The organism is Frankia sp. CeRuru1 (assembly GCF_977966315.1).
Genome location: NZ_CDWWEW010000118.1, coordinates 1 through 13,276 on the forward strand (window position 1 = coordinate 1; position 13,276 = coordinate 13,276).

The 13,276-nt window shown below is 71.2% G+C and carries 9 protein-coding genes; 1 reads left to right on the forward strand and 8 read right to left on the reverse strand.

The annotated features are described in order from the left end of the window. Positions 1 to 225: 225 nt before the first annotated feature. Both gatA and gatC read right to left on the reverse strand, forming a co-directional pair. The gene (gatA, locus tag AC08OP_RS10880) at positions 226 to 1,752 is read right to left on the reverse strand and encodes an Asp-tRNA(Asn)/Glu-tRNA(Gln) amidotransferase subunit GatA (RefSeq protein ID WP_476605820.1); all 1,527 of its coding nucleotides are present in this window, start codon (positions 1,750 to 1,752) and stop codon (positions 226 to 228) included. Between the two features lie 13 nt (positions 1,753 to 1,765). Further along, the gene (gene gatC, locus AC08OP_RS10885; RefSeq protein ID WP_476593122.1) at positions 1,766 to 2,062 is read right to left on the reverse strand and encodes an Asp-tRNA(Asn)/Glu-tRNA(Gln) amidotransferase subunit GatC; all 297 of its coding nucleotides are present in this window, start codon (positions 2,060 to 2,062) and stop codon (positions 1,766 to 1,768) included. 339 nt (positions 2,063 to 2,401) lie between these two features. Between gatC and AC08OP_RS10890 the strand changes: the two genes are divergently transcribed. Then, on the forward strand, positions 2,402 to 3,112 hold the full coding sequence (locus tag AC08OP_RS10890; protein WP_476614083.1) for an ACT domain-containing protein: 711 nt from the start codon (positions 2,402 to 2,404) through the stop codon (positions 3,110 to 3,112). Between the two features lie 20 nt (positions 3,113 to 3,132). Here the strand turns inward: AC08OP_RS10890 and ligA are convergent, their stop codons facing one another. From ligA to icmF, 6 genes are all read right to left on the reverse strand, one after another. Then, complete coding sequence (gene ligA, locus AC08OP_RS10895) at positions 3,133 to 5,262, reverse strand: NAD-dependent DNA ligase LigA (protein ID WP_476614084.1); 2,130 nt, start codon at positions 5,260 to 5,262, stop codon at positions 3,133 to 3,135. Continuing rightward, entirely contained in the window at positions 5,259 to 6,398 is a 1,140-nt protein-coding gene (locus AC08OP_RS10900) for a methionine synthase (protein ID WP_476614085.1), read from the reverse strand. The genes ligA and AC08OP_RS10900 overlap by 4 nt, the downstream gene beginning before the upstream one ends. Before the next feature lie 112 nt (positions 6,399 to 6,510). Beyond that, the gene (mnmA, locus tag AC08OP_RS10905) at positions 6,511 to 7,569 is read right to left on the reverse strand and encodes a tRNA 2-thiouridine(34) synthase MnmA (protein ID WP_476614086.1); all 1,059 of its coding nucleotides are present in this window, start codon (positions 7,567 to 7,569) and stop codon (positions 6,511 to 6,513) included. A gap of 79 nt (positions 7,570 to 7,648) precedes the next feature. Next, positions 7,649 to 8,884: a cysteine desulfurase family protein gene (locus tag AC08OP_RS10910; RefSeq protein WP_476614087.1), complete on the reverse strand. Its 1,236-nt coding sequence runs from the start codon at positions 8,882 to 8,884 to the stop codon at positions 7,649 to 7,651. Positions 8,885 to 8,977: 93 nt separating this feature from the next. Further along, on the reverse strand, positions 8,978 to 9,484 hold the full coding sequence (locus tag AC08OP_RS10915) for a MarR family winged helix-turn-helix transcriptional regulator (RefSeq protein ID WP_476614088.1): 507 nt from the start codon (positions 9,482 to 9,484) through the stop codon (positions 8,978 to 8,980). A gap of 202 nt (positions 9,485 to 9,686) precedes the next feature. After that, positions 9,687 to 12,998 (reverse strand): fused isobutyryl-CoA mutase/GTPase IcmF, encoded by a 3,312-nt coding sequence (icmF, locus tag AC08OP_RS10920; RefSeq protein ID WP_476614089.1) that lies wholly within the window; start codon positions 12,996 to 12,998, stop codon positions 9,687 to 9,689. Positions 12,999 to 13,276: the final 278 nt, after the last annotated feature.

Here is a 13,276-nt window from a genome sequence, read left to right on the forward strand (position 1 = left end):
AGGCCGAGCACTCCCCAGAGGAGCAGGACCGGGTTGAGCGTGGCGATACCGAGGCCCAGCACCAGCACGGTGAGCAGCCACACCACGCCCACCAGGAACCGGTCCTGCCGGCCGCTGCGCAGGCTCACCATCGCCGTTTCCCGCCCTTCCCTCGCGGCCGGCGGCCCGTCACCGCGGCCGCCACCCCCGGAACACGGATGACCCGCGAGACCGCCGGGCGCCCGCTCACAGCGCAGGGACCTCGTCGAGCAGCGGATGGCCGCGTTCGGCGTCCAACGCCTCCTCCAGCGCCCCGCCGACCCGGTAGAGCCGGTCGTCGGCGAACGGCGGCGCCATGATCTGGATACCCACCGGCAGCCCGTCCACGAGCCCGGACGGCAGGCTCATCGCCGGGCCGCCCGCGAGGTTGGACGGGATCGTGCACAGGTCCGACAGGTACATGGCCACCGGATCATCGACCTTCGCGCCCAGTGGGAAGGCCGGCGTCGGGGTGGTGGGCGAGACCAGGACGTCGACCTGCTCGAACGCGGCGGTGAAGTCGCGGCTGATCAGCGTACGGACCTTCTGCGCCTGGCCATAGTAGGCGTCGTAGTACCCCGAGGACAGGGCGTAGGTGCCCAGGATGATCCGCCGCTTCACCTCCGGGCCGAAACCGGCCTCGCGGGTGCGGCTCATGACCTCCTCGGCCCCGGCCCGGCCGTCGTCGCCGATCCGCAGCCCGAAGCGCATCGCGTCGAAGCGAGCCAGGTTCGACGAGCACTCGCTGGGCGCGATCAGGTAATAGGCGGGCAGCGCGTAGCTGAAGTGCGGGCAGCTCACCTCGATGACCTGGGCGCCCAGGCCCGTCAGCGCCTCGACCGCGGCAGCGAAGGCGGCCTCGGCCCCCGGGTCGTACCCGTCGCCGGCGAACTCGCGGACCACGCCGACCCGCATACCGCGGATGTCGCGCTGCCGTGCCGCCGCCACAACCGCGGGAACCGGCGCGTCGACGCTCGTGGAGTCCAGAGGATCGTGACCGGCGATCGCGGCGTGCAGCAACGCCGCGTCGGTCACCGTGCGGGCCAGCGGGCCGGCCTGGTCCAGCGAGCTGGAGAAGGCGACCAGCCCGTAGCGGCTGACCCCGCCGTAGGTGGGCTTGACCCCGACCAGACCGCAGACGGCGGCCGGCTGACGGATGGAACCGCCCGTGTCGGTGCCGAGGGCGAGCGGCGCCTCGAAGGCGGCGACGGCCGCGGCGCTGCCGCCGCTGCTGCCGCCGGGGATGCGGGTGACATCCCAGGGGTTGCGGGTCGGCCCGAACGCCGAGTTCTCGGTTGACGAGCCCATGGCGAACTCGTCCATGTTGGCCTTACCCAGCAGGACGACGTCCGCGGCCCGCAGCCGGCTCACCACCGTGGCGTCGTACGGGGGGTGCCAGCCCTCAAGGATGCGGCTGCCGCAGGTGGTGGGCATCCCTCGGGTGGTGAAGACGTCCTTGAGCGCCAACGGCACCCCGGCGAGCGGCCCGAGGCGCTCCCCGGCCGCGCGCCGGTCGTCGACCGACCGGGCCGCGGCGAGCGCGCCGTCGGCGTCCACGTGCAGGAAGGCGTGGACGGTCTCGTCGACCTTGGCGATGCGGTCCAACGCCGCCCGGGTCGCCTCGACGGCGCTCAGCCTGCCGGCGGCGATCGCGGCCGCCGTCGCGGCGGCGGACAGGCGCACGACGTCGGTCGTGCCGGGAGGTGTCGGGTTCTCCGTCATGTTCTCCGTCATGCGGGCGGCGACCTCATTCGTCCGGATCGAGGATGCGGGGCACCCGGAACCGCCCGTCCTCGGTGGCGGGGGCACCGGCCAGGGCCTCGGTGACGGGCAGCGACGGGCAGATGGTGTCCGGCCGGAAGACGTTGGTCAACGGCACGGCGTGGCTGGTCGGCGGGATGTCCGCGGCGGCGATCTCGGAGACTCGGGCGACCGCGGACAGGATCGCCTCGAGCTGCGGTGCCAGCGCGTCGAGCTCGTCGCCGGTCACCGACACCCGCGCCAAGCGGGCGAGGTGAGCCACCTCGTCCCGAGTGATCGCCATGGCGTGTGGCCCCTTCGTAGGCGGTGGGCACGGGGCCCGTGACTGGTCCTGGGCGCCGCGACGGATGCGGGAACCGGAACCGGGAGAGGCCGGATGCACCCCTGGGGCGCCCCGGGCGGACGATCGGGACCGGACGCATCGCCGCGTCGACGTGATGTCATCGTACGGGCCGCGGCGGGACCCCCGCGGACGCCGCCCCCCGCCGCTCCCCTGGCCTAGGCCGCCCTTCGGGGTTTCCGTCACCTCGCCTTCGGCGAGGTTCCTGGGGGAGCCTCCGGCCGGGCGGGGACGTTATCTTCACGTGACCGGTCGGCCATCCCGCCGACATGCCCTTTGCGCATGCTCAGCTACATGTCGTACCTGCTTCGCCTCATGCTGCCGGACCGCCCGGGAACGCTCGGCGCGGTGGCCACGGCCCTGGGCAGGGCGAGCATCGACATCGTCAGCATCACCGTCGTCGAGCGCACCGCCGACGGAGCCGTGGACGATCTGCTCGTGCTCCTGCCACCCGGCGGCCTCGCCGATCGCGTCCTCACCGCCGCCCAGTCGGTTCCGGGCGTAATCGTCGAGTCGCTTCGGCCGTTTCTCGCCGACGGGGGCGGTGTCGGCAACGACCTCGACCTGGTGGACGCCCTGACCGATCGGCCGCACGACGCCGCGACGACCCTGACGGACCTCGCGCCCGGCATCTTCCACGCCGACTGGGCGATGCTGCTGGAGCACGTCGGGCCGGATGACGTCCGGGTCCGGGAGACCTCGGTGGGCGCTCCGGCCCTCGGTGGGGACGATCTCGGTGTCCCTGAACGGGTCCGGTTACCCCTGCCCTGGCTGCCGCTGGAACGGGCGCGGCGGATCGGGGCCGAGGATGGCGCCTTCCCGCCTCGCTGGCGGGCGGTCAGCATGGAACTCGCCGCGGCCCCGGTCGGCGGCGAACGGCTGGTGATCCTGGTCGGGCGGCCCGGCGGCCCCCGGTTCCGCTCCTCCGAGATCGACCGACTGGCCCATCTGGCGGGCATCGCCGCGAGCCTGACCAGGACGGACCGTTTCTGAGTGGGGGAGCCTTCCCCACGTTATTCCACCGGGGTCTCGGCCTTCTCGGGACCGTCCACGGGAACGGCGAGCTTGCTGGCCGCGTCGACCCCCTGCGCCAGCAGAACGGCGAATCCGGCCTCGTCCAGCATGGGGATCCTGAGACTGCGCGCCTTGTCGTACTTCGAGGCCCCTGGATCCGTGCCGACGACGACGGCGGTGGTCTTCCTGCTCACCGAGCCGGTGACCTTGCCGCCGCGCGCCTCGACCGCCTCCTTGGCCGAGTCGCGGCTCCAGTCGGTGAGCGTGCCGGTGATGACGACGGTGACGCCGTCGAGGGGACGTGGGCCCTCCTCCGCGCCGACGTCGGCGAGCCGTGCCCCGCCGGCGGCGATCCTGGCGAGGATGTCGCGGTGCCGCTCATCGGCGAACCAGTCGACCACCGCGCCGGCGATCTTCGGACCGACCCCTTCGACCGCGGCGAGGTCCTCGGCCGGCGTGGCGGCGATCGCTTCCAGCGACCGCAGTTCCCGGGCGAGCGCCCGCGCCGCCGTGGGCCCGACGTGGCGGATTGACAGGCCGACCAGCAGCCGCCAGAGCGGCCGGTGCCGCGCGGCCTCGACCCCCCGCAGAATCTGGTCGATCTTCTTCTGCGCGAACCCGCGCAGCCCCTCGAAGGACTCGGGCGTCAGGTGGAAGATGTCGCCGATGTCACGCACCCGGCCCGCCTCGAGCAGGGCGGTCGCCGTCTCATACCCGAGCCCGTCGATGTCCATCGCCCCCCGGGAGGCGAAATGGAAGATCGACTCCCGCAGCTGCGCGGGACAGGAGACGGTGTTCGGGCAACGGATGTCGACCTCGCCCTCGGGCCGCACCAGCTCGGTGCCGCACTCCGGGCAGCGCGTGGGCATCACGAAGGCCCGCTCGGAACCGTCCCGCAGGTCGACGACCGGGCCGACGATCTCCGGGATGACGTCCCCGGCCTTGCGCAGGACGACCGTGTCCCCGATGAGCACCCCCTTGCGGCCGACCTCGTCGATGTTGTGCAGGGTCGCGAGGCCCACCGTGGACCCGGCGACCAGGACCGGCTCCAGCTCCCCGAAGGGGGTCACCCGGCCGGTGCGGCCCACGTTCACCCGGATATCGCGCAGCTTCGTCGTGACCTCCTCCGGTGGATACTTGTAGGCCACCGCCCAGCGGGGGGACTTCGAGGTGGAGCCCAACCGGCGTTGCAGGGCGAACGAGTCGACCTTGACGACCACTCCGTCGATCTCGTGCACCACGCCGTGGCGCGCATCGCCCCACCGGTGCACGTAGTCCAGCACGCCGGGCACCGCCGCCAGGACCTCGAAGTGGGTGGCGACGGGCAGCCCGAGCTCCGCGAAGCGGGCATAGGCCGCCGACTGGGACGTGGCCTCGAAGCCGCGCTGCGCGCCCAGGCCATGGACAATCATCTCCAGCGGCCGGGTGGCGGTGACTCGGGGATCCTTCTGCCGCAGGGATCCGGCCGCGGCGTTACGCGGGTTCGCGAACGGTTTGCCCCCCGCGGCCACCAGCCCGGCGTTGAGCTCGGCGAACTGCGCGGTCGGGAAGAAGACCTCGCCCCGCACCTCCAGCAGCTCGGGCACCCGCGGCCCGCGCAGCCGCACCGGCACGCTCGCCAGGGTGCGGATGTTGGGGGTGATGTCCTCCCCCGTCCGGCCATCGCCGCGCGTCGCGGCACGCACCAGGTAACCGTCCTCGTAGACGAGGTCCACGGCAAGCCCGTCGATCTTCAGCTCGCAGAGCCAGGCGTCGACCTCGCTTTCCCGGGCCACGCGCGCCGCCCACTGGTGGAACTCGTCGTCGTCGAAGACGTTGTCCAGGGACAGCATCCGTTCGAGATGCTCGACCGGGGTGAACAGGGTCGAGTAGGAACCGACCACCTTCTGCGTCGGCGAGTCCGGCGTGCGCAGGTCGGGATGCCGCTCCTCCAGCGCGGCGAGCTCCGCCATCAACCGGTCGTACTCGGCATCGGAGATCGTCGGGGAGTCGAGCACGTAGTAGCGGTACGCGTGCTCGTCGAGCTCGCGGGCGAGGCTGGCGGCGCGGGCCCGCTCGTCCGCCGAAGCCGCCGCCGAAGCCACGCCGGATTCGTCGGCTGTACCGGCCGTGCCGGTTGTCGCGCTCACGACGGCGCGTCGACCAGAACCCGCCCCGCCTTCCGGCAGTGGCGCATCACCGTCCTGGCATCGTCCGTTCCCAGGCCCGCCAGGCCACAGGTCGACGTCACGGCGACCACCTCCCCGAGCTGCTCGGGCCGGAATCCCAACCGGCTCCACAGTGCGATGACGGGTTCGACCGTACGGCGGGCATCCGACAACTTCGGTGCGGCCGACAACTTCGGTGCGGCCGACAACTTCGGTGCGGCCGGCACAGCCCGTCCGGCTGCACCAGCCGGTGCGGCCGGTCCAGTCGGTGAAATCGGCGCGGCCGGTGAAATCGGCCTGGTGGGGACGAGACCCGCCATCAACCGCACTCCGGCCTCCACGATCTCGCCGACGGCGTCGTCCTCGGCCTGGGTGAGCGCGGTGACGTCGAGACCGACGAAGTCCACGCCCGCCGCGCGCAACGCCGCCAGCGGCACCGCGGGAGCGCAGCAGTGCACCCCGACTCCGCCGGTCGCCGGCAGCGCCCGCAGGCCACCGAGCAGGATCCGCAGCCGCTCCACGACCAAGCCCTCCTCGACCGCGGGCAGCACCGAGAACCCGCTCGGAGTGCGGATCCGGCCCGCGAGCACCGCCGGCAGCGATGGCTCGTCGAGCTGGACCAGGATCCGCGCCCCCGGGACGCGCTGGGCGATCTGTTCGACCTGTTCGACGAGCCCCGCGGCCAGTGCGTCGGCGATGTCACGGGTCGCGCCGGTATCTGACAACGCCTTGTGCCCGCGGGGAAGCTCCAGCTCGGCCGCCAGCGTCCACGGGCCGGTCGCGGCAATCTTGAAGGGTCCCGCGTAGCCGGCGGCGACCTCCGTCAGCGCATCCAGGTCGCGTTCGAGCAGCTCCCGTGACCGGCGCAGGTCCAGGCCGGGTCGGGGAACCAGCCGCCAGCCGGCCGGCTGAAGGTCCACCGGCATGTCGACGAGGATCGCCGCCGCCCGCCCGACCATCGCACCCCCGGGTCCCCTGGCCGGCAGTTCGGGCAGATACGGCAGGTCCGGCAGCTCGTCGAAGACCAGCTTGACGGCCTGGGCCGCATCCGTTCCCGGCAGCGAGCCCACCCCGGTGGCCGCGCCGGCCGGCCACATCCGTGCAGCGTCAGTACTCATGTCTTGACATCCTCCGGGAGTCCGCGGGAGATCCCCGGCCACGTCCGCTCCGGGCCCGCTCCGGGCCCGCTCCGGGCCCGCTTCGTCGACGGCCCGCCGACCAGGCGCCCGGCTAACCACCGGTAGTGCGGATGTGCCCTCCGCCAAGCACCCGGTCACCGTCGTACAGCACCACCGCCTGGCCGGCGGCCGTGCCGCGGACCGGCGTCGTCAGCGTCACGACGAGCTCCTCGCCGCGCGCCTGCGCCACCGCCGGTACCACCCCGCCGTGCGCCCGCACCTGGGCCAGACATGATACGGCCCCCTCGTGCGGCCAGACCGCCCGGTCCGCCACGAGCCGGCGCACGTCGAGCGCCTCGGCCGGTCCGACGGTGACCGTCGACGTCACCGGGGAGATGTCCAGCACATAGCGCGGCCGGCCGTCTGAGGCCGGCCGCCCGAGCTTCAGCCCGCGACGCTGACCCACGGTGAAGGCGTAGGCGCCGTCATGGTGCCCGAGCGTCTGCCCGGTCGTCGCATCGATGACCGGACCCGGCCGCGGGCCGAGCCGCTCGCGCAACCAGCCACCGGTGTCCCCATGCGAGATGAAACAGATGTCGTGGCTGTCCGGCTTGTCCGCAACGGCGAGGCGACGCTCGGCCGCTTCTACCCGCACCTGGGCCTTGGTGGAATCCCCGAGCGGGAACCGCGCGGCGGCGAGCTGCTCGGGACGCAGCGTTCCCAGGACGTAGGACTGGTCCTTGTCCGGATCCACCGAGCGGCGCAGGGTGCCGTCCGGATCGAGCCGGGCGTGGTGCCCGGTGACGACGGCGTCGAAGCCGAGCGCGAGGGCCTTGTCGAGTACGGCCGCGAACTTGATGCGCTCGTTGCAGCGCACGCAGGGGTTGGGCGTGCGACCGGCCGCGTAGGACTCGACGAACTCCTCGATGACGTCGGTCTCGAACCGGTCCGCGAGATCCCAGACGTAGAACGGGATGCCGAGGATGTCGGCGGCCCGCCGGGCGTCCCGGGCATCCTCGAGAGTGCAGCAGCCGCGGGCTCCGGTCCGGTCCGACTCCGGCGAGCGCGACAACGCCAGATGCACCCCGGTGACGTCGTGACCGGCGTCGACCGCCCGGGCTGCGGCGACGGCGGAGTCGACCCCGCCGGACATCGCGGCGAGCACCCGCATCAGACCATCACCTCCCCGAATCTCCGCCGAACCTCAGGGAACCACGTGGACGGGAGCGAGGCATCATGGGCATCGCATCTCAGGTGCCGCTCAGGCTGCCGCTCGTGCCGGCCAGCGCCCCCGCGCGGCTCGCCCGCTCGACGACCGGCCCGATCGCCGCGACCAGCGCGTCGACGTCGCAGGCCCGTGAGGTGTGCCCGAGAGAGAACCGCAGCGATCCGCGGGCGTGTGCCTCATCCGCTCCCATCGCGAGCAACACGTGCGACGGCCTCGCCACTCCGGCGGAGCAGGCCGAGCCGGTGGAACACTCGATCCCCCGGGCATCGAGCAGCATCAGCAGCGAGTCTCCCTCGCAGCCGGGGAAGGTCAGATGGGCGTTTCCCGGCAGCCGGTGCGGCCCTGGACCGCCGCCGTCCCCACTGCCGCCGTCCCCGAGCAGCGGGGCGCCGTTGAGCACCGCCTCCGGGACCTCCGCCCGGACCCGGCGCACCAGGTCGTCACGCAGGGCCGCCAGCCGGACGCTCTCCTGCGGCGCCTCGGCGCACGCCTTCGCCGCGGCCGCCGCGAACGCCGCCACCCCGGCCGTGTTCAGCGTTCCGGACCGGATGTCGCGCTCCTGACCGCCGCCGTGGGTCAGCGGCTCCATCGCCAATCCCCGGCGCACCACCAGGGCACCGACACCGATCGGCCCCCCGATCTTGTGCGCGCTGACCGTGATGGCGTCGGGGCCCTCGTCGGTGACGGCGATCGGGATCTGGCCGAACGCCTGCACGGCATCGGTGTGGAAGGGCACGCCGTGACGGTGCGCGATCGTCGCGAGCTCGGCAATCGGCTGAACGGTGCCGACCTCGCTGTTCGCCCACATCACCGACACGACGGCCACCGAGTCCGGATCCCGGTCGAGGGCGGCGGCGAGGGTGTCCGGATGCACGGTTCCCGCGGCATCGACCGCGAGCAGCTCGACCTCGGCATCCTGCGCCCGGCCGAGCCAGTCGGCGGTGTCCAGGACGGCCCGGTGCTCGACGGCGCTGACCAGTACCCGCCGCCGGCCCGGTTCGGCCCGGCGGCGTGACCAGTACAGACCCTTCAGGGCGAGGTTGTCACTTTCGGTACCGCCTCCGGTGAACACCACGTCGGACGGGCGGGCGCCCAGCACTCCGGCGAGCGTCTCGCGGGACTCCTCGACGATGCGGCGGGCACGGCGGCCACTGGCATGCAGAGACGAGGCATTGCCGGTATCGGCAAGCACCGCGGTGTACGCGGCGAGCGCTTCCGGTCGCATCGGCGTCGTCGCCCCGTGGTCGAGGTAGGTCACAGCTTTAGAGGGTAGTCGCGGACGGGCCGACGGCGACGGGAGAGCGGATCACACCGATCTCCGGGGCGACCGTCGGATCAGGCGGCCGTCGGATCAGAAGTCGCCGGCGGCCCGGCGCAGATCGGTCAGCAGGTCGATGAGCGTGCGCACCCCGCCGTCACCCAGCCCGGGATCGGCGAAGACGGTGTCGTTGAGCTTCTCGGTCGCGGTCATGGCAGTGGCCCGGCCCTCCTCGGTGATCTTAGCGAGAATCGCCCGCCGGTCCGTGGGATGCGGGGTACGCCGCACCTGCCCCCTCGCCTCCAACCGGTCGACCGCGCTGGTGACGCTGGTCGGATGGACCTGCAGCCGACTTCCGATCTTGTTGAGGGGCAGCGCTCCGGCCCGACTGAACATCAACAGCATCAGCAGCTCATAGCGCGCGAAGGTCAGGTCGAGGGGGCGCAGGACCTCGTCAACCCGGGCGAGGACGATCTGCTGCGCCCGCATCAGGGAGGTGACCGCTGCCATGCCGTCCGCGGCCGCCCCCCAGCCGTGGGCAGTCCAGTGCCGATGGGCCTCCGCTATGGGGTCGGTTGGCAACGGTTTCGGGGTGGCCACGACTTGTCGACGCTCCTGCACTTCATGGGACGGTTCCCGCCCGGCCTGGCAGCCGGGGACCGTCGCGGCGGGCAGCGTCCATTGCACCCCAGGACGGACGCGCTGGCAAAGATTCATGCGTACCCGGAGATTGCCGCGGCGCCCGGCGCATCGACCAGCGTAACGCCGATCGATGTAACGGCGGGCGCCACCCGGGACATAATCAGACGTTACGGCGATACTGCCCACCCACGTCGAAGAATGCCTGGGAGATCTGCCCGAGGGAGCAGACGCGGACCGCCTCCATCAGCGCCGCGAACGTGTTCCCCCCGCTCCTGGCGACCTCCCGCAGATGTTCCAAGGCGGCGCCCGCCTCGGCGCCGTGCCGGCGGTGGAACTCCTCCAGCCGAGTGAGCTGAGATTGCTTCTCCTCCTCCGTGGCCCGCGCCAGCTCCATCGGGCCTCCCTCGGAGTCGGGATCGGTGCCGGCCGGCTCGGGCCGCAGGAACGTGTTCACCCCGATGATCGGCAGGGTGCCGTCGTGCTTGCGCCGCTCGTACAGCATCGACTCGTCCTGGATGCGTCCCCGCTGATAGCCGGTTTCCATCGCGCCGAGTACACCGCCGCGGTCGCTGATCCGCTCGAACTCGGCGAGCACCGCCTCCTCGACCAGGTCGGTCAGTTCATCGACGATGAACGATCCCTGCAGGGGATTCTCGTTGGCGGCGAGTCCCCATTCCTGATCTATGACCATCTGGATGGCCAACGCGCGGCGGACGGAGCTCTCCGTAGGAGTCGTCACAGCCTCGTCGTAGGCATTGGTGTGCAGGCTGTTGCAATTGTCGTAGATCGCGCACAGCGCCTGCAACGTGGTCCGGATATCGTTGTAGGTCATCTCCTGCGCGTGCAGCGACCGGCCCGACGTCTGTACATGATACTTCAGCATCTGCGACCGGGGGGCGGCACCGTAGCGCTCCCGCATGGCCACCGCCCAGATCCGGCGAGCCACCCGCCCGATGACGGTGTACTCCGCATCCATCCCGTTGGAGAAGAAGAACGACAGGTTCGGGGCGAAATCGTCAATGCGCAGCCCTCTGGCCAGATAGGCCTCGACGTAGGTGAAGCCGTTGGCCAGGGTGAACGCGAGCTGACTGATAGGATTAGCGCCGGCCTCGGCGATATGATAACCGGAGATCGATACCGAGTAGAAGTTCCGGACCGCGTGTTCGATGAACCACTCCTGCACGTCCGCCATCGCCCGCAACGCGAACTCGGTGGAGAAGATGCAGGTGTTCTGCCCCTGGTCCTCCTTGAGGATGTCCGCCTGCACGGTGCCACGGACCGTGGCCAGCGTGCGGGCCCGGACCTCGGCGGCCTCGTCCGCGCTCGGCTCCCGGCCGTGCTCGGCGCGGAAGGCGTCTAGGCGCTGGTCGATCGCGGCGTTCAGGAACATCGCCAGGATCGTCGGCGCCGGGCCGTTGATGGTCATCGAGACGCTGGTCGACGGATCACACAGATCGAACCCGGCGAACAGGACCTTCATGTCGTCCAACGTCGCTATCGACACGCCCGACGTGCCGATCTTGCCATAGCTGTCGGGCTGGGACGCGGGATCGCGGCCGTAGAGGGTCACCGAGTCGAAGGCGGTGGACAGGCGGGTCGCGGGCAAGCCGGCGGAGAGGAAGTGGAACCGGCGGTTGGTCCGGAAGGGGTCACCTTCACCGGCGAACATTCGCGCCGGGGCCTCCCCGGCCCGTTTGAACGGAAAGACGCCGGCGGTGAAGGGGAAGTAGCCCGGCAGGTTCTCACGCCGCAGGAAGCGGATCAGGCGAGCGTCGTCGTCGATGGCGGGTACCGCCACCCGCCGGACCGAAGTCCCGCTGAGCGTGGTGCGCACCAGCGGGGTGTGGATCTCGGTTCCCCGGACGAGATAGGTCATCTTCTCGCCCTGACGTTCCTCGACGATCGCCGGCCATTGCGCCAGGAGCTCCCTCGTCCAGAGAGCCAGGGCGGCTTCGGCCTCGTCGCGCAGCATGGCGAGGGTGGTGGGCTCCGCCGGCGCCGCGCCAGCGCCAGCGCTGGCCAGTGCCGCAAGGGCCGTCGTCAGATGCTCACGACGGCGGGCCAGCAGTGCCTGGCGCTCGGTCTCGGCGTGATAGCCCCGCACCGTCTCGGCGATCTCGGCCAGGTAGCGTACCCGGGCGGACGGAATGACCGTGGTCAGCTCGGTGGAGGTCCGCCCGTGCACCGGATGCAACGAGCCGGACACGGTAGACAGATCGTGTTTGCGTAGCAGCCCGACGAGGTGCTGATACAGAGCGGTCACCCCATCGTCGTGGAACCGGGCGGCCGAGGTGCCGAAGACGGGCATGTCCTCCCAGGACTGGTCAAACGCCTGCCGGTTGCGCACCAGTTGCCGGGCGACGTCACGCCGGGCATCCTCGGCGCCGCGCCGCTCGAACTTGTTCACCGCCACCACGTCGGCGAAGTCCAGCATATCGATCTTCTCGAGTTGTGAGGCCGCACCGTACTCGGGTGTCATCACGTACAGCGAAACATCGCAGAACGGAACGATCGCCGCGTCACCCTGCCCGATGCCCGGCGTCTCGACGATCACCAAATCGTAACCGGCCACCCGGCAGGCCGTGATCACATCCGCCAAGGGAGCCGGAACCTCACTGCCCCCCGCGCGCGTCGCCAGCGACCGGAAGAACACGTTCCCTGCTGTGCCATCACCCAGGGAGTTCATCCGGATGCGGTCACCGAGCAGTGCACCGCCGCCCCGCCGACGGCTGGGGTCGATGGCGAGCACCGCGATCCGCAGGCTGTCGCCCTGGTCGAGGCGGAAGCGCCGGATCAGCTCGTCGGTGAGTGAGGACTTTCCCGAACCACCCGTGCCGGTGATACCGAGAACCGGAACCCGCGGCCGGCGGGCGGCCTCGTCCTGCAGCGCCGCCGCGAGTCGCGGGTCCCGGCCCACCTCGAGCACGGTGATCGCCCGGGCGAGCGCGCCGTCCTCACCAGCCGCCACCGCATCGAGCTTCGGCCCGTCCTCCGTCAGATCGACGTCACAGGCCTCGATGATCATATTGATCATCTTCGCGAGACCGAGCCGCTGCCCGTCCTGCGGGGAGAAGATGCGCGCGACCCCGCGCGCGTGCAGCAGGTCGATCTCCGCCGGCACGATCACCCCGCCGCCGCCGCCATAGACCCGGACGTTGCCTGCTCCGCGCGCGCGGAGGCGCTCGATGAGATAGCTGAAGTACTCGACATGCCCGCCCTGATAGGACGACAGGGCGATCCCTTGGGAGTCCTCCTGGATCGCGGCGGTGACGACCTCCTCGACGCTGCGGTCATGCCCGAGATGGATCACCTCGGCGCCCTGCGCCTGCAACAGGCGACGCATAATGTTGATCGCCGCGTCATGCCCGTCGAAGAGGGAGGTCGCCGTCACGATCCGGACCGGATGAACTGGTGTGTGCAGCGCGGCAGCCGGCTCGTGCCGGCCGTCGGAGGACATCGCGTCGGAGGACATCGAAGCGGCTCCCGGGGACGATGTGGCGGACGGAGATACCTAGAACCCTCGGCTTCCCGATAGTAGGACATCCATACAATAGATGCCACCATGACCAGGAGGCGGAAGCCGGCCGCTCCCGCGACCTGCCGGGCTCCGGGCAGGCTGCCCGGGCAGCCGAGTTTTGGGGAGTCAGTCACGGTCCAGGGAGCGCAGACCGTATTCAGGTCCCCCGAATTCGGTCCCCCAGATTCGCCGGCGGCGCTGGAGCGGGTGCCGCCAGCCAGGAGTCAGAAAAT